Below are 15,422 nucleotides of genomic sequence, written 5' to 3'. Positions count from 1 at the left end.
GGCTAGATGGTCGCTTTGGACGAAACTCAGGTGAAAGAAGGCGTCGATCAGGACACGGTTGATGCGGTGAAATCTCTTGGTGGGGCCTATAAGTATGGTTGGAACACCGACATTGAGATGGAATACGCGCCCAAGGGTTTGTCGGAAGACATCGTGCGTCTGATTTCGGAGAAGAACAATGAGCCGGAGTGGATGCTGGAATGGCGTCTTGTCGCTTACCGCCGCTGGCTTGAGTTGAAAGAGCCCGATTGGGCGATGGTGGATTACCCTGAGATCGATTTCCAGGATCAGTACTACTACGCCCGTCCCAAGAGCATGGAAGTGAAGCCTAAGTCGCTGGACGAGGTGGATCCCAAGTTGTTGGCGACCTACGAAAAGTTGGGCATTCCGCTGAAGGAGCAAATGATCCTTGCAGGTGTTGAAGGGGCCGAAGACATCGACGCCGATGCGCCGCGCAAAGTGGCCGTTGATGCGGTGTTTGACAGTGTATCCGTTGGCACGACCTTTCAGGCTGAACTGAAAAAGGCTGGCGTGATCTTTTGCTCGATCTCGGAGGCCATTCAGGAGCATCCTGAGCTGGTCAAGCAGTACCTTGGTACGGTCGTTCCGCAGTCGGATAACTATTACGCGACGCTGAACTCGGCGGTGTTTTCGGATGGGTCGTTTGTTTACATCCCACCTGGCGTGAAATGCCCAATGGAACTGTCTACGTATTTCCGGATCAACGCGGAAAACACTGGCCAGTTCGAGCGGACACTGATCATCGCCGACAAGGGGTCCTATGTGTCCTACCTTGAGGGTTGTACGGCTCCCCAGCGGGACATCGCGCAGCTGCACGCAGCCGTGGTTGAGCTGGTCCTACTGGATGACGCAGAGATCAAATACTCCACCGTTCAGAACTGGTTCCCCGGGGATGAGAACGGCAAAGGCGGCATTTACAACTTTGTGACCAAGCGCGCCGATTGCCGGGGTGACCGGTCCAAGGTGATGTGGACGCAGGTCGAAACCGGTTCGTCGGTGACGTGGAAATACCCGTCTTGCATTCTGCGCGGCGACGACAGTCAGGGTGAGTTCTACTCCATTGCGATTGCTAATAACTACCAGCAGGCCGACACGGGCACCAAGATGGTGCACCTTGGCAAAAACACCAAGAGCCGGATCGTCTCCAAGGGGATTTCAGCGGGCCGCGCGCAGAACACCTACCGTGGTTTGGTGTCGATGCACCCCAAGGCCAAAAACGGGCGGAACTACACGCAGTGCGACTCGCTTCTGATCGGTGACAAATGTGGCGCGCACACCGTCCCGTACATCGAAGTGAAGAATAACTCCTCTCGGGTGGAGCATGAGGCGACGACGTCCAAGGTGGACGACGATCAGCTGTTCTACTGCCGTGCCCGTGGCATGGACGAAGAAGAGGCCGTGGCGCTGGTTGTGAACGGGTTCTGTAAGGAAGTCCTTCAGGCCCTGCCCATGGAATTCGCGATGGAAGCACAGCAGTTGGTTGCCATCTCGCTCGAAGGGTCCGTGGGCTAGAATGGTCGTAAGATGCGTCTGAAAAACCACTGAGTGAGTAACCACAACGATGCGCAAACTCATCTACATCGCAGCGGGCATGATCGGCTCGCTGCTGGGGTTCTTGGTCGATAAGTCCATTTACCCGGATGGGGGCACCACGTTGATGAAGATCGGGTTCGTGTTGGGGCTGTGTCTGGCCTACGTGGCACTGAACCGCGATCGTCCAAAAGATAAACCAGACGGCCAAGCGCCCTCTGACGAAACATAAAATTCGAGGGCCGGATGGTCCTGTAAGGAGTAAGAAAAATGCTGGATATCAAAAACCTGCACGTCAAACTTGAAGAAGAAGACAAGGTGATCCTGAAGGGCGTGAACCTGAGCATCGGCTCAGGTGAGGTCCACGCGATCATGGGGCCGAACGGCTCGGGCAAATCCACGCTGTCCTACGTGCTGTCTGGCAAAGACGGCTATGAGGTTACCGACGGCGAGGCAGCACTTGAGGGTGCAGACCTGCTGGACATGGAGCCCGAAGAGCGCGCGGCCGCTGGTCTGTTCTTGGCGTTCCAGTACCCTGTTGAGATCCCCGGTGTGGGCAACATGACGTTCTTGCGCACGGCCGTGAACGCACAGCGCAAGGCGCGCGGTGAGGATGAGCTGTCCGCAGGCGAATTCCTGAAGGTTGTGCGTGAGCGCGCCAAGACGCTGAAAATCGACGCCGACATGCTGAAGCGTCCGGTCAATGTCGGCTTCTCCGGCGGTGAGAAAAAACGTAACGAGATCCTGCAAATGGCGATGCTTGAGCCAAAGATGTGCGTTCTGGATGAAACGGACTCGGGCCTTGACGTTGATGCGATGAAGCTGGTGTCCGAAGGTGTGAACGCGCTGCGTTCCGAGGGGCGTTCGTTCCTTGTGATCACGCACTACCAGCGCCTGCTCGACCATATCAAACCTGACGTCGTGCACATCATGGCAGATGGCCGGATCATCAAGACCGGTGGCCCCGAACTGGCGCTTGAAGTCGAAAACAACGGCTACGCCGACATTCTGGCGGAGATGGCATAATGGGTCTGCCGGAAACCAAACAATCCGAGACTGAGGCGCGGGTCAATGCGCTGACGATGCCCGGCGGGGCTGCGTGGGCAGTTGAGGCCCGCAACGAGGCTTTAGCCCGTGTGCAAGCTAAGGGTATGCCCGCGCGCCGCGATGAATATTGGAAGTTCACTAAGCCTACACGGTTTGTGAGCGTAGAGCCTACGCCAGCGGCTTTGTTCGATGCCCAAGAAGAGCCGATGTTCGACGGGATCGAGCGTCTTAAGGTCGTCTTTGTCGACGGTGTCTTTGACGCCGACGCAAGTGACGATCTGGCCGCCGAAAACCTTGAAATCTGCCGTCTGGCTGATGCAACACAGGCGGACATTCATTGGGTCAAGGACCTGTACGGGATGTTGGAAACCCGGGGCCAAGACCCGGTGGACCGTCCGCTGGCTGCCCTCAACACCGCGTTTGCAACCGATGGTGTTGTTCTTCGGGCGACCGGTCCCGTGGCGCGTCCCGTAAGCATCGAATACCTTCATGCCTCTGAAATGTCAGATGCGATCTTGCACCACGTGATCCGCGTGGAAGAGGGTGCCTCCCTGACCGTTCTGGAAACCGGTCCCGCCGCTGCGCGCTTTAACAAGTGCATGGAAGTGGACGTGGCCGATGGTGCTGCGTTCCACCACATCCGTATGCAGGGCCGTGACCATGAGCGTCAGGCCGTCACACATTCGTTCGGTCGTCTGGGTCGCGAAAGCGTCTACAAAAGCTTTACGCTGACGGTGAACGGTGTCCTGACCCGCAATGAGCATGTGCTTGAATTGCTGGGCGATGACGCAGTGGCGCATATCGCAGGCGCATGTGCTGGCGATGGCGATTTTCACCATGATGATACCGTGTTCATCACCCATGATGCCGTGAACTGTGAAAGCCGTCAGGTGTTCAAGAAGGTGCTGCGCAACGGTGCGGTTGGCGTGTTCCAAGGCAAAATCCTTGTAAAAGAGGGTGCGCAAAAGACCGATGGCTATCAGATCAGCCAGTCGCTTTTGCTGGATGACGACAGCCAGTTCCTCGCGAAGCCTGAGTTGGAAATTTATGCTGATGACGTGGCGTGTTCGCACGGCTCGACCACCGGTGCCATTGATGAAACGGCCCTGTTCTATTTGCAATCGCGTGGCGTGCCCAAAAGCATTGCGACCGATCTGTTGGTTCTGAGCTTTATGGCCGAAGCCATTGATGAGATTGAGGATGAGCGTCTGCGCGACGACATTCAGGCGCGGCTAGAGGGCTGGTTGGCCCGTCGGCGCAGCTAAGGCCTGATGCCGATTTCACGCGATATTGCACGCAGCTACGTCCGCCCTCGCGCGGTCGTGGCTGAAAAGCTGGCCGCGGGCCGCCGCGAAGACCGGGTGCTTGCCTATGTCATGGGCGCCTGCCTCTTGTTGTTTGTGGCGCAGTGGCCTGTTTTGGCCCGCGCAGCGCACCTAGAGGACGGCCCTCCCTTGGACGCACGCCTTGGGGGCGCGTTGCTGGGGTGGCTCATGATCGCGCCGCTGTTTTTCTACATCGTGGCCGCTGTTATCCATGCTTTGGCGTGGGTTGTCGGGGGCAAAGGCACATGGTTTACGGCGCGCTTGGGGCTGTTTTGGACGTTGCTCGCAACGACACCTCTCATGTTGCTCAATGGTCTCGTGTCGGGGTTTTTCGGGCCGGGGGCTGAGCAAATGATTGTCGGCACTCTGGTGGTGCTTGGGTTTTTCTGGATATGGATTAACGCAATCATCGTGACCGAAGGCAAGGAGGCCGCTGGTGTTTAAGTTCTCAGACGTGCCCAACCTGATCGTTGAAAGCATCCGTGACCCGCAGGAGGGCGCGACACGTGTGTTGTCTTTTGCCCCCCCGCGGGAGGCGCTGTGGCTTTTGTTGGCTCTGGTCGCGGTTCTGTCGACACTGATGAGCCAAGTGGCCTTTGTGCTGTCGGGCGCAAGTGCAGACGCCTCAATGGGCACACTGATGGGGACCCCCGTTGGCATGGCCGCGCTACAGGCGCTGTTCATCGTGGGCACGGTTTACCTGGTCTATTGGGTGGGGCGCGCGTGCGGCGGGCAGGGCAGTTTTGAGGAAACGCTCCTGCTGGTTGTGTGGTTGCAGGTTATCTTTGTCGCGGTGCAACTGGCGCAACTGGTGTTGGCGATAGTCGCACCGTTCCTGACCTTGTTGGTGCTTGTCGCCTCGGTTGGGCTGTTTTTCTACCTTTTGACGTATTTCGTCCTCGTTTTGCACCGCTTCCAGTCGGCGGGCATGGTTTTCGCGGGGATTGTGATCAGCGGGTTCGGGACCTTGTTTGTCCTTGGCCTTGCGATGTCCATTCTCGGGATCGGCCCCGAGACGCTGTCCACCGGAGGGACATTCTGAATGACCTACAATATTGATGCGATACGCACCGATTTTCCGATCCTGTCGCGCGAGGTGAATGGCAAGCCGTTGGTCTATCTGGACAACGGGGCCAGCGCGCAAAAGCCCAAGGTTGTGATCGACGCGATCACGCAGGCCTATAGCCACGAATACGCCAACGTGCACCGGGGCCTGCATTATCTGAGCAATCTTGCCACGGACAAATACGAGGCCGTGCGCGGCAAGGTCGCCAAATTCTTGGGCATTCCGGATGAGAATGAGATCGTGTTCACCTCTGGCACAACCGAGGCATTTAACCTCGTGTCCTATGGCTGGGGTGCGCATAACCTCAAGGCCGGGGATGAGATCATCCTGTCGGTCATGGAGCATCACGCCAACATCGTCCCGTGGCATTTTCTGCGTGAGCGGTTGGGGGTCAAGCTGGTTTGGGTCGATTGCGACACGAACGGTGACCTTGACCCGCAGGCCGTGATTGACGCGATGACGCCGCGCACGCGGATGGTCGCGATCACGCATCTGTCCAACGTCTTGGGTACTGTGGTGGACGTGAAATCCATCTGTGAGGTCGCACGCGCACGGGGCATCGTGACCTGTGTTGATGGCAGCCAAGCGGCTGTCCATATGCCCGTTAACGTTGCCGATCTTGGCTGTGACTTCTATGCGATCACGGGACATAAGCTGTACGGGCCCAGCGGGTCTGGCGCGATTTACATGAAGCGTGCGCGGATGGATGAGATGCAGCCCTTTATGGGCGGTGGTGATATGATCCGGGACGTGCACCGCGACACGATCACGTGGAATGATCCGCCCATGAAGTTTGAGGCAGGTACCCCCGGGATCGTGCAGCAAATCGGTTTGGGTGTGGCGCTGGACTACATGATGGATGTCGGCATGGAGGCGATTGCCGCCCATGAAACCAGTCTGCGTGACTATGCCCGCACCCGACTGGACGGGCTGAATTGGCTGAACGTGCAGGGCAAGTCCGCGACCAAAGCGGCAATTTTCTCCTTCACGCTTGAGGGTGCGGCGCATGCGCACGACATCTCAACTGTGTTGGATAAAAAAGGCGTCGCGGTGCGCGCGGGACATCACTGTGCCCAGCCATTGATGGATCACATGGGCGTGCCTGCGACTTGCCGCGCGTCCTTTGCGATGTACAACACCACCGATGAGGTGGACGCGTTGGTCGATGCACTGGAACTGTGCCACGATCTGTTCGCCTAAGCGGTAAAGTCCGCTTCCATCGCGCCCGTGAGCTGCAATAGCTGGGCGGGCGCGATGGGAAAGACATGGCGTGGTGTGCCTGCTGCGGCCCAAATCTGGTTAAAGTCATTGAGACGCGGATCGAAGTAGATTGGTGTGGGGTTTAGGTGCCCGATGGGCGCCACGCCGCCAATGGCAAATCCTGTTTGTGCACGGACCGTGGCCGCATCAGCGCGACCCAAGTCTTGGCCTGCGACTCGGGCGGCTTTGTCGGCATCGACTTGGTTGCCACCCGCAGTCACAAACAAAACACAGCCCTGCGGCCCCTGAAAAACGATGCTCTTGGCGATTTGGTCCAAGTCGCAGCCCACGGCGTCAGCCGCTTGTTGGGCGGTGCGCGTCTCTCCGGGCATCTCGACGGGGGTTGCGTTGATATTGGCGTCCAGAAGGACGCGCGCGACACGTTTCAGGCTTTTGCTCATGGGTGCATTGGGCCGGTTGACGCGGGCAGGCGCAAGGGCAAAAGTCCGGGCATGACGTTTCTTTCCCGGCTGACCCGCGCACCGCGCGCCTATGCTCCCGATATCGCTGCTGATTGCCTTGCGCAGTTGCCTGTTCCTGCTGATGTACGGGGGCTTGTGTCTGGCGCTGCGGGCTGTAGCCCATTTCTGAGCCGGCTGATGCTGCGCGAGGCCGCGTGGCTTGAGGGCGTTTGGGATACGCCACCTGAGATCACGTTGGACGCCGTTTTGGACCGTGTCGCGCACCTGCCGCAGGCAGAGGTGGGCACCGGGCTGCGCCAAGCCAAGCGGCAAGTCGCGCTGTTGACCGGGCTCGCGGATTTGGGCGGTGTCTGGCGGGGTCTTGAGGTCACTCAGGCACTGACCCGCTTGGCCGATACCGCAACGCACCGTGCCCTGACGGCCTGCGCAGAGGCGGAAATCACGCGCGGCAAACTGCCCGGTGCGACCGCAGATGACATCGCGACTGCGGGGGGGATGGTCGCACTTGCGATGGGTAAGATGGGCGCGGGAGAGTTGAATTACTCCTCCGACATCGACCTCATCTGCCTGTTCGACGAGACGCGCTTTGACCCGGCCGACTACGGTGAGGCGCGCCAGTCATTCGTGCGGATCACCCGCCGTGCGATGGCACTGCTGTCTGAGGCGACAGGTGACGGCTACGTGTTTCGCACAGACCTGCGACTGCGGCCCGATCCGTCGGTCACGCCCGTGTGTCTGTCGATGGAAGCGGCAGAGCGCTACTATGAGGCGCTTGGGCGCACGTGGGAGAGGGCCGCACATATTAAGGCCCGTTCAGCCGCCGGTGATGTCGCGGCTGGCGAGGCGTATTTGACCCGGCTTCGGCCGTTTGTCTATCGCCGCCATCTCGATTTTGCGGCCATCCAAGATGCGCATGATATCCGGCTCAAACTGCGGCACGCCAAACGCGTGGGTGGGCCTTTGGTGCTAGAGGGTCACAATGTGAAACTTGGCCTCGGTGGCATTCGTGAGATCGAGTTTTTCACCCAGACCCGGCAGTTGATTGCGGGTGGGCGCGACCCATCCCTGCAAAAGTGCGGCACGCTTGAGGCGTTGGGTGCGCTACAGTCCGCAGGCTGGATACCCGAGGAAACGCAGACCACTCTGTCTGATGCGTACCTGTGGCTGCGCGACGTGGAACACAGATTGCAGATGGTCCAAGACGCGCAAACCCACAGCCTGCCGCAAACGGCTGAGGATTTTGATCGGCTCGCGGCCTTTATGGACATGGATGTCGCGGACCTGCGCACGCGCTTGACTCAGACGTTCAATACCGTCGAAACCTGCACTTCCGCATTTTTTGCGCCCAGCAGTCCGGTGCCAGAAGTGGCGGATTTGCCGTTCTCGGATGAGGCTTTGGCGCAGGTGGATCGCTGGGCGACGTATCCGGCGCTCCGCTCCGAACGGGGGCGGGAGCTGTTTACCCGTCTGCGCCCCAAACTGTTGTTGAGCCTTGGACGCGCGGCAAAACCCGACGAGGCATTGTTCAGTTTTGACGGCTTTTTGCGTGGACTGCCAAGCGGGGTGCAGGTGTTTTCGCTGTTCGCCGCAAACCCACAGCTGATTGATTTGATCGTTGATATTTGCGCCACGGCACCTGACCTTGCGCGGTACCTATCGCGCAATGCCAAGGTGTTGGATGCCGTGATCGGGGGGGATTTTTTTGCGCCGCTACCTGATCGTGCGGCACTACGGGCTGCGCTGAGTGATGCTTTGTCTGCGGCAGGCGACTATGAGGGCCAATTGGACATCGCGCGCCGTTGGCAGCAAGAGGCGCATTTTCGTATCGGGGTCCACATGCTGCGCGGCACGATCGACACGGCCGAAGCCGGCACCCGTTATGCCGATTTGGCCGAGGCTGTGGTTCAAGCGTTATGGCCCGCAGTTGTCGCTGAGTTCGAGACCAAGCACGGGACATTGCCGGGGCAGGGGGCTGCGGTGATCGCGATGGGCTCCCTTGGGGCGCGGCGGTTGACGGCGCGGTCTGATCTGGACCTGATTGTGATCTATGATGCCCCGCCGGATGCTGAATCCACCGGGCCACGGTCCCTGCCGCCCCGCAGCTATTTTGCGCGGCTCACGCAGGCCCTGATCACGGCCATGACAGCCCCCACGGGCGCGGGGCGGTTGTATGAGGTCGACATGCGGCTTCGTCCGTCAGGCAAACAGGGGCCGGTCGCAACCGCGCTCAGCAGTTTTGACGCCTACCAACGCACCGAGGCTTGGGTATGGGAGCATTTGGCCTTAACCCGCGCACGGGTGATTGTGGGCGCACCCGAACTGGCCCAAACGCTTGAGGCGATCCGCAGTGAGGTTTTGGCCCAAAGCCGGTTTGGGGCGGATGATGTCGCGGCAGCTTTGGTGGATATGCGCGCGCGGTTTATCGCAGCGGGCCGGGTGGGGCATGCCTCGGCCACCAAATCTGGACCCGGCCGGATGCAGGAAATTGAGCTGATTGGGCAGGCGAACGCCCTGATCGCAGGGCGACCTGTGCGCAGTACCTCGGGGCAATTGGCCGTGAGAGGCGGGTTTTGCGACGCCGAAGATCAGGCCGAATTGGCCCGCATCTATGCGCAGCTGTCGCAGTACCAGCAGGCGCTGCGCCTGCTTACGGCTGATGACCCTGACCCCGAAACACTGGGCATTGGCGGGCAGAGTTTTCTGCTGACCCTAACGGGGCATAAGGCGCTGACTGACCTGAAAACGTCGCTGCATGATGCGCCTGCGCGTGCAGATAGCATCATCACGAAGATGCTTGCTAAGTCCTGCGTGCAGGATACCTAAGAGCGGCACGCATTGAGCGGCACAGGGCGATAGGAGAGACCATGACAATGGACGGACGCGCGGATTTTGACCCCAAGGGTTTGGTTTGGGAATCCTTTCGGATTGAAGGCATCACGCTGGAAGAATGCCGCTCAATCTTTTTGGATTGGGCACTGAGCCTGAGCACTAGCGAGCCGAAGCCCGCAATTGAGGCGTTATTGTTGCGCCACATGACAGCCGACGATGATCATCCGATGAAGCAAGTCCTACGCGAAGGGCTTGCGGAGCAGCCTGCACCCGGACGACGTGGCGGCCGGGCGGCCCGTGTCGGCAGCTAGGGCTGTTGTCTGAGCCCATCGAGAGCTTTGATCACTAAATCGCGGCGCGCCATTGTGCGCTTGCGCCTTAACTGGCCGCCGAACATCTCGGCGCCGGCACGGTCTTGGGCGTATGCTGCGTAATTGTTCAGCGTAAACAGGATTAGTTTTAACCGGTTCATGACTTTTTCTCCCGCATTTGGGTGGAACGTCTGGGTCGGCAGCCGGTCATCCGCCATAGCAAAGGGTAGTGCGTCGTCCTGTCGCATCAACCGCAAATGCTGGGTGATGCGAGTCAACGTGATCAAGAAGGGGGAGGGATGGTAGGCCCGGCAGGACTTGAACCCGCAACCAAAGCGTTATGAGCGCTCTGCTCTAACCAATTGAGCTACAGGCCCCCGGCGGCGTCACAGATCGTCGCCGCACCGTGTGCATATCACGGCCAAAAAGGGGGTCAAGCGACAGACGCATCCTTTGATGATCTAAGCGGGCCAAGCGACAGGGTCCTTTCCTTCGGGGCCTGCCTGCGCTATGCCGCCGGGCATTAGCAATGGAGTGCCCCATGACCGACAAACCCGGCCTCACTTACGCCGATGCAGGCGTAGATATTGACGCGGGCAATACGCTCGTGGAGCGGATCAAACCAGCAGCCAAGCGGACGTCGCGGCCTGGTGTGATGGCGGGTCTAGGAGGTTTTGGCGCTTTGTTTGACCTCAAGGGCGCGGGCTACAGCGATCCCATCCTTGTGGCGGCAACGGATGGTGTGGGCACCAAGCTGCGTATTGCGATTGATACCGGCAACGTGGACGGGGTGGGCATCGATCTGGTGGCCATGTGCGTCAACGATTTGGTGTGTCAGGGGGCCGAGCCTCTGTTTTTCTTGGATTACTTTGCGACCGGCAAGCTAGAGTTGGACAGTGCTACGCGCATCATCAACGGTATAGCGGCCGGGTGTGAGGCATCTGGCTGCGCGCTCATCGGTGGTGAGACCGCTGAGATGCCCGGCATGTATGATGGCGGCGACTTTGATCTTGCGGGTTTTGCTGTCGGCGCGATGGAACGTGGCGCAGACCTGCCTGCGGGTGTTGGTGCGGGTGATGTCCTGCTGGGGTTGGCTTCCGACGGGGTGCATTCCAACGGTTATTCGCTGGTGCGCCGGATCGTGGCGCGCTCTGGCCTTGCGTGGGATGATGCTTGTCCGTGGGACGCAGCGCAGACGCTTGGGGCGGCTCTTTTGACGCCTACGCGGTTGTACGTGAAGGGGGCCGTGGCTGCGATCAAGGCGGGCGCGGTACATGGGCTTGCCCATATTACCGGCGGTGGCTTGACCGAAAACCTGCCACGCGCCTTGCCCGAAGGTTTGGGCGCAGAGATTGACCTGTCGCGCATTTCTGCCTCGCCTGTGTTTGGGTGGCTGGCACAAGAGGGCGGTTTGGACGAGGCAGAAATGCTCAAGACGTTTAACTGCGGTGTGGGCATGATTGCGATTGTGCCTGCTGACCGCGCCGCTGATGCGCGTGCGGCGTTTGAAGCCGCAGGGCATGCCGTGACCGAGCTGGGCCATGTGGTCGAAGGCGCCGGCGTGGCATATTCGGGCGCCCTCGCGTGAGCAAACGCGTTGCGATTCTGCTGTCGGGCGGCGGGTCCAACATGATGACGCTCGTCGACAGCATGACGGGCGATCATCCGGCGCGTCCCTGCTTTGTCGGATCCAACGATCCGAACGCCGGTGGTTTGGCCAAGGCCGTGGCGCGGGGCATTCCCACGGGCTCTGTGGATCACAAACCCTTTGGCAAGGACCGCGGCGCGTTTGAGGATGCCTTGCGCGCATTGATCGACGCGCATGCGCCTGACATCGTGTGCCTTGCGGGGTTTATGCGGGTGCTGACGGCGGATTTTGTGCAAGCCTATGAAGGGCGGATGCTCAACATTCATCCCAGTTTGCTGCCCAAATACAAAGGCTTGCATACTCATGCCCGCGCTCTTGAAGCCGGTGATACCGAAGCCGGCTGTACCGTGCATGAGGTCACGCCGCTGTTAGATGATGGCCCGATTTTGGGTCAGGCCCGTGTGGCGGTTGAGGCTGGTGACACGCCAGACACCCTTGCGCAGCGGGTTTTGACGCAAGAACATCGCCTGTACCCTGCGGTGCTGCGACGGTTCGCGTCCGGTGATCGTACGCCAGTTATCTTGTGATTGCTTTCCATTCACCGCGCTTTGTTCTAGGCAGGAGCGGAATTGGACAAGACGAACCTGATGGCCGCTAAAAACATTCCCCTGATCACCACCACCGACCTTTTGGCCGCGTTCTGCGCGCGGGCTGCGAAATATCCCTATGTCACAGTCGACACAGAGTTTTTGCGGGAACGGACCTATTACTCTAAACTGTGCCTCGTGCAGCTGGCCTATCCGGGTGAGGGCGTGGACGGCGACGAAGCAATCCTGCTCGATCCCCTTGCTGAGGGGCTCTCGATGGAGCCGCTTTACGAATTGTTCCGGGATGCAGGCGTGGTCAAAGTGTTCCACGCCGCGCGCCAGGATCTTGAGATTTTTTGCGTCGATGCGGATCTGATCCCGGCGCCTTTGTTCGACACACAGGTTGCGGCGATGGTTTGCGGCTTTGGTGAACAGGTTGGCTATGAGACGCTTGTGCGCAAGATCGCGAAGGCAAGCCTTGATAAATCGAGCCGCTTTACGGATTGGTCGCGGCGTCCGCTGACGGATGCGCAGATGACCTATGCGTTGGCGGATGTCACGCACCTGCGCACGATCTACGAATTCCTTGCGGCGCGTTTGGACAAAACCGGACGTCGGGCGTGGGTCGAAGAAGAAATGGCGGTTCTAACGGACCCTGCCACCTATCGCGTGAACCCTGAGGCCGCATGGGAGCGGCTGAAAATGCGGACCTCCAGCCCTCGGTTCCTAGCCATTGCCAAGGAATTGGCGAGCTTTCGTGAGGCATTCGCGCAGGATCGGAATATCCCACGTAGCCGCGTCTATAAGGACGATGCCCTGATGGAGTTGGCGTCTACCAAGCCGACATCACACCAAGACCTTGGCAAGTCCCGCCTGCTGCTGCGCGAAGCGCGGCGTGGCGACATCGCGGATGGGATCATCGCGGCCGTGGCCAAAGGGCAGGCCGTGCCGCAAGATCAGCTGCCAAAGCCGCCCAAATCCCGTGATCGGGCCGAGATTAACGCAGGCCTTTCGGATCTTTTGCGCGTTCTGCTGAAGGCCAAGGCCGAAGAGGCCGGTGTCGCGCAGAAATTGATCGCCACCGCTTCTGACCTTGATGATATCGCATCGGGCATTCGGACAGGCGATTGGCTTAAGGGCTGGCGTGGCAAGGTCTTTGGCGCAGACGCGCTACGGCTGTGCAACGGTGAGATCGCTTTGTCGTGCCAAGGCACAGCCGTCAAAATTGTTGAGGTCTCTCAGCTTAGCGGCTGACAGTCCGGCGGTTTTGGCCTGCGATGATTGTGATCGTGCGGGCGTCACCCAGCGTTTGCGTGCTGAGGAATGTACCGGCCAATACTTCACGCGCTGCGTTTGCGCCAACGGGGGCGGCGGTCACGGGCTGCTTGACGCGGAATTCAAATGTCAGCCCTGTGCCGTCCTGAGTGTCGACGGGCACCAAAACAGCCTCCCAAAAACCCTGAGTACTGGCGAGCCCTAGGGTGGAGATAATGGCCCCGCCCGGTGTCGGCTCAACCTTGAGGTTGAGGACTTGTGCAATCAGGACATCGTCGCGGACTTCGGCCGTTGTATCAGGGGTGGTTGCAACGGTTTCGCTATCACCGCCAAACCAATTGAACGGGTTTAGGCGGCTTTCTGATACGCGACCACAGCCCACCAAAACCGCTGCCGTTACCACGGCTGTCACCATCCACTTGCCCATGTCCTGCCCCTTTTTGTCAGCCGCATCCGCGGTGTCTGATGCGTAGCCCAATCCCGCGCCGGAGGAAAGTCCGCAGCCGCCGGAGCCAGTGATAGGCATTGGGACTGGACCTTTGGGTCCTGACGGCCTAGCTCGTTGCGCATAGAAAAAGGAGCCCACCATGGCAACAGAAGCCTTTGAAGAGCTTGCAGAGACATTTGAGTTTCTGGACGATTGGGAAGACCGCTATCGTCATGTGATCGATATGGGCAAGGCGTTTCCGCCCTTGGATGAGGCCGTCAAGGTGCCGGCGACTAGGGTGGATGGGTGTGCCAGCCAAGTTTGGATCCTACCGCGGATCGAGGGGCAGGGGCCCGAGGCGCAGTTTGATTTTGAAGGCGAGAGTGACGCGATGATTGTACGCGGCCTGATCGCGGTTTTGCATGCGCTTTACGCAGGCCTTTCGGTCAAGGATGTGAGCGCTGTGGATGCACCTGCAGAATTGGCGCGGCTGGGGTTGAATGACCACCTTTCGGCGCAACGGTCGAACGGGTTGCGCGCCATGGTTGAGCGTATCCGCAAGACCGCACAAGAAGCGGCGACGGTTTAATCCGTCACGTCGTTCAACAGCTTACCTGATTTGGGCGGCCCCAAAAAAAAGGCCGAGCACAAGGCTCGGCCGAAGTCCAACAGGGAGGTGAAGACGCGAGCCGAAGCTCATCAGCGCCTTCGAGAGTTCAAATAGGTGGCAATGTGCTTTACAACAAGGCACTTTTATGACGCAGGTGCGAATAGCCGCTATGCGTGTGCAGAATACCTAGGCGACGTTACTGCTTTCGGCAGCTCGTTTGAGCTTGCGGTAAGCAATGACCTCTTCCTGCACAAAATCCCGAAAGACTTCGACCCGGCGTGAGTGGCGTAATTCTTCGGGGTAGGCGAGAAAAACAGGCACCTCACGCGAAAGAGCCGTAGGCACAACCGGCACAAGGTCCGGAAAGTCGCGGGTGAGATAATCGGGCAAGACCCCAACGCCAAGGTCATAGATGACCCCCTGCAACACACCGAAGTAGTTGTTAACGGTCAAGAAATTCTCAACCCCTTCTTCTTGCAACTGTCGGATCAATTGGGCACCAGCGTTCACCTGAAAGCTGTTGGCGTTTTGACAAATCACGCGGTGGTTTTGCAGGTCGCTCATCGTCTCGGGTGTGCCATGCGCCTCGAGGTAACTGGGTGAGGCATACATCCGCATCCGAATGTCCATGAGCCGCTTGCGCACCAAATCTGCTTGGCTCGGCTCTTTCATTCGGATTGCGACGTCTGCTTCGCGCATCGGTAGGTCCAACACACGCTCCTCTAGCATCAGGTCAATTTTGAGGTCTGGGTACTTTTCATAAAGCTTTGCGAGTCGCGGCGCGAGCCAGAGCGTGCCGAATCCGATGGTGGTCGTGACGCGCAGTTCGCCAAAGATTTCTTCTTCGCTATCGCGGATACGCGCATTGGCGGCATCGAGTTTCTTTGCCATCGAATTGGTCGCATCAAACAACAACTCGCCCTGTTCTGTCAGGATAAGGCCCCGCGCGTGGCGGTGAAATAATGTCGTGCTTAGGCTTTCCTCAAGAGAGCGGATCTGGCGGCTGACGGCTGATTGGGAGAGGTGGAGCGTTTCGCCAGCGTGTGTCAGGCTGCCCGCAGACGCCACCGCGTGGAAAATTCTCAGCTTGTCCCAGTCCATTCGTAAGTGCCCCTGTGGCTAAT

17 protein-coding genes and 1 tRNA gene are annotated in these 15,422 nt (G+C 59.2%); 13 read left to right on the top strand and 5 right to left on the bottom strand.

Annotation, left to right across the window (positions count from 1 at the left end; genetic code table 11):
* Positions 1–6 precede the first annotated feature (6 nt).
* Genes sufB through PM04_RS03060 form a run of 7 tightly spaced genes read left to right on the top strand, consistent with a single transcriptional unit; the run spans position 7 to position 6,189 of the window.
* Positions 7–1,533: a Fe-S cluster assembly protein SufB gene (sufB, locus tag PM04_RS03090; RefSeq protein WP_038003527.1), complete on the top strand. Its 1,527-nt coding sequence runs from the start codon at positions 7–9 to the stop codon at positions 1,531–1,533.
* Positions 1,534–1,582: 49 nt separating this feature from the next.
* Complete coding sequence (locus PM04_RS03085; protein WP_038003525.1) at positions 1,583–1,783, top strand: hypothetical protein; 201 nt, start codon at positions 1,583–1,585, stop codon at positions 1,781–1,783.
* A 38-nt stretch (positions 1,784–1,821) separates the two neighbouring features.
* Positions 1,822–2,577, top strand: a complete 756-nt coding sequence (sufC, locus tag PM04_RS03080; RefSeq protein ID WP_038003523.1) for a Fe-S cluster assembly ATPase SufC — start codon at positions 1,822–1,824, stop codon at positions 2,575–2,577.
* Positions 2,577–3,863, top strand: coding sequence for a SufD family Fe-S cluster assembly protein (locus tag PM04_RS03075; protein ID WP_038003521.1), 1,287 nt, complete (start codon positions 2,577–2,579; stop codon positions 3,861–3,863). The genes sufC and PM04_RS03075 overlap by 1 nt, the downstream gene beginning before the upstream one ends.
* A 6-nt stretch (positions 3,864–3,869) precedes the next feature.
* Positions 3,870–4,367, top strand: a complete 498-nt coding sequence (locus PM04_RS03070; RefSeq protein ID WP_038003519.1) for a hypothetical protein — start codon at positions 3,870–3,872, stop codon at positions 4,365–4,367.
* A complete protein-coding gene (locus PM04_RS03065; protein ID WP_038003517.1) occupies positions 4,360–4,965 on the top strand; it encodes a Yip1 family protein in 606 nt (201 codons plus the stop codon). Before PM04_RS03070 ends, PM04_RS03065 begins: the two co-directional genes overlap by 8 nt.
* Positions 4,966–6,189, top strand: a complete 1,224-nt coding sequence (locus tag PM04_RS03060; protein ID WP_038003515.1) for a cysteine desulfurase — start codon at positions 4,966–4,968, stop codon at positions 6,187–6,189.
* Here PM04_RS03060 and PM04_RS03055 read toward each other — a convergent pair.
* A complete protein-coding gene (locus PM04_RS03055; RefSeq protein WP_038003512.1) occupies positions 6,186–6,650 on the bottom strand; it encodes a YbaK/EbsC family protein in 465 nt (154 codons plus the stop codon). The genes PM04_RS03060 and PM04_RS03055 overlap by 4 nt on opposite strands.
* A 51-nt stretch (positions 6,651–6,701) precedes the next feature.
* Here PM04_RS03055 and PM04_RS03050 point away from each other — a divergent pair, with 51 nt between their 5' ends.
* Together PM04_RS03050 and PM04_RS03045 are read left to right on the top strand one after the other, a co-directional pair.
* Entirely contained in the window at positions 6,702–9,494 is a 2,793-nt protein-coding gene (locus PM04_RS03050) for a [glutamate--ammonia-ligase] adenylyltransferase (RefSeq protein ID WP_038003510.1), read from the top strand.
* A 41-nt stretch (positions 9,495–9,535) separates the two neighbouring features.
* Positions 9,536–9,811, top strand: a complete 276-nt coding sequence (locus PM04_RS03045) for a hypothetical protein (RefSeq protein WP_038003508.1) — start codon at positions 9,536–9,538, stop codon at positions 9,809–9,811.
* Here the strand turns inward: PM04_RS03045 and PM04_RS17975 are convergent.
* Positions 9,808–9,972, bottom strand: a complete 165-nt coding sequence (locus PM04_RS17975; protein WP_161785701.1) for a hypothetical protein — start codon at positions 9,970–9,972, stop codon at positions 9,808–9,810. The genes PM04_RS03045 and PM04_RS17975 overlap by 4 nt on opposite strands.
* A gap of 139 nt (positions 9,973–10,111) precedes the next feature.
* Positions 10,112–10,188: transfer RNA gene (locus tag PM04_RS03035), tRNA-Ile, on the bottom strand.
* A 164-nt stretch (positions 10,189–10,352) separates the two neighbouring features.
* On the opposite strand from PM04_RS03035, the gene purM reads away from it, so the two are divergent.
* The 3 genes from purM (at position 10,353) to rnd (ending at position 13,240) form a co-directional block, all read left to right on the top strand.
* Positions 10,353–11,399 (top strand): phosphoribosylformylglycinamidine cyclo-ligase, encoded by a 1,047-nt coding sequence (purM, locus tag PM04_RS03030; protein WP_038003505.1) that lies wholly within the window; start codon positions 10,353–10,355, stop codon positions 11,397–11,399.
* The gene (gene purN / locus PM04_RS03025) at positions 11,396–11,986 is read left to right on the top strand and encodes a phosphoribosylglycinamide formyltransferase (RefSeq protein ID WP_038003503.1); all 591 of its coding nucleotides are present in this window, start codon (positions 11,396–11,398) and stop codon (positions 11,984–11,986) included. The genes purM and purN overlap by 4 nt, the downstream gene beginning before the upstream one ends.
* Before the next feature lie 75 nt (positions 11,987–12,061).
* Entirely contained in the window at positions 12,062–13,240 is a 1,179-nt protein-coding gene (gene rnd, locus PM04_RS03020; RefSeq protein WP_152594028.1) for a ribonuclease D, read from the top strand.
* Here the strand turns inward: rnd and PM04_RS03015 are convergent.
* On the bottom strand, positions 13,230–13,787 hold the full coding sequence (locus PM04_RS03015; protein WP_052068410.1) for a hypothetical protein: 558 nt from the start codon (positions 13,785–13,787) through the stop codon (positions 13,230–13,232). The genes rnd and PM04_RS03015 overlap by 11 nt on opposite strands.
* 61 nt (positions 13,788–13,848) lie before the next feature.
* On the opposite strand from PM04_RS03015, the gene PM04_RS03010 reads away from it, so the two are divergent.
* Positions 13,849–14,277, top strand: coding sequence for a SufE family protein (locus tag PM04_RS03010; RefSeq protein ID WP_038003501.1), 429 nt, complete (start codon positions 13,849–13,851; stop codon positions 14,275–14,277).
* A 207-nt stretch (positions 14,278–14,484) separates the two neighbouring features.
* Here the strand turns inward: PM04_RS03010 and PM04_RS03005 are convergent, their stop codons facing one another.
* The gene (locus PM04_RS03005) at positions 14,485–15,399 is read right to left on the bottom strand and encodes a LysR family transcriptional regulator (protein ID WP_038003499.1); all 915 of its coding nucleotides are present in this window, start codon (positions 15,397–15,399) and stop codon (positions 14,485–14,487) included.
* Positions 15,400–15,422 lie beyond the last annotated feature (23 nt).

The sequence above is a fragment of the Thalassobacter sp. 16PALIMAR09 genome (genome assembly GCF_000765485.1).
Classification (GTDB): Bacteria; Pseudomonadota; Alphaproteobacteria; order Rhodobacterales; family Rhodobacteraceae; genus Thalassobacter; species Thalassobacter stenotrophicus.
The sequence above is the reverse complement of the archived record's forward strand: the minus strand, read 5'-3'. Positions and strand labels throughout refer to the sequence as shown.

Bases quoted from the DNA above. Each gene is read 5' to 3' on its own strand.
- sufB (WP_038003527.1), top strand. From the start codon at position 7: ATGGTCGCTTTGGACGAAACTCAGGTGAAAGAAGGCGTCGATCAGGAC.
- PM04_RS03085 (WP_038003525.1), top strand. From the start codon at position 1,583: ATGCGCAAACTCATCTACATCGCAGCGGGCATGATCGGCTCGCTGCTG.
- sufC (WP_038003523.1), top strand. From the start codon at position 1,822: ATGCTGGATATCAAAAACCTGCACGTCAAACTTGAAGAAGAAGACAAG.
- PM04_RS03075 (WP_038003521.1), top strand. From the start codon at position 2,577: ATGGGTCTGCCGGAAACCAAACAATCCGAGACTGAGGCGCGGGTCAAT.
- PM04_RS03070 (WP_038003519.1), top strand. From the start codon at position 3,870: ATGCCGATTTCACGCGATATTGCACGCAGCTACGTCCGCCCTCGCGCG.
- PM04_RS03060 (WP_038003515.1), top strand. From the start codon at position 4,966: ATGACCTACAATATTGATGCGATACGCACCGATTTTCCGATCCTGTCG.
- PM04_RS03055 (WP_038003512.1), bottom strand. From the start codon at position 6,650: ATGAGCAAAAGCCTGAAACGTGTCGCGCGCGTCCTTCTGGACGCCAAT.
- PM04_RS03050 (WP_038003510.1), top strand. From the start codon at position 6,702: ATGACGTTTCTTTCCCGGCTGACCCGCGCACCGCGCGCCTATGCTCCC.
- PM04_RS03045 (WP_038003508.1), top strand. From the start codon at position 9,536: ATGACAATGGACGGACGCGCGGATTTTGACCCCAAGGGTTTGGTTTGG.
- PM04_RS17975 (WP_161785701.1), bottom strand. From the start codon at position 9,972: ATGAACCGGTTAAAACTAATCCTGTTTACGCTGAACAATTACGCAGCA.
- purM (WP_038003505.1), top strand. From the start codon at position 10,353: ATGACCGACAAACCCGGCCTCACTTACGCCGATGCAGGCGTAGATATT.
- PM04_RS03015 (WP_052068410.1), bottom strand. From the start codon at position 13,787: ATGCCTATCACTGGCTCCGGCGGCTGCGGACTTTCCTCCGGCGCGGGA.
- PM04_RS03010 (WP_038003501.1), top strand. From the start codon at position 13,849: ATGGCAACAGAAGCCTTTGAAGAGCTTGCAGAGACATTTGAGTTTCTG.
- PM04_RS03005 (WP_038003499.1), bottom strand. From the start codon at position 15,399: ATGGACTGGGACAAGCTGAGAATTTTCCACGCGGTGGCGTCTGCGGGC.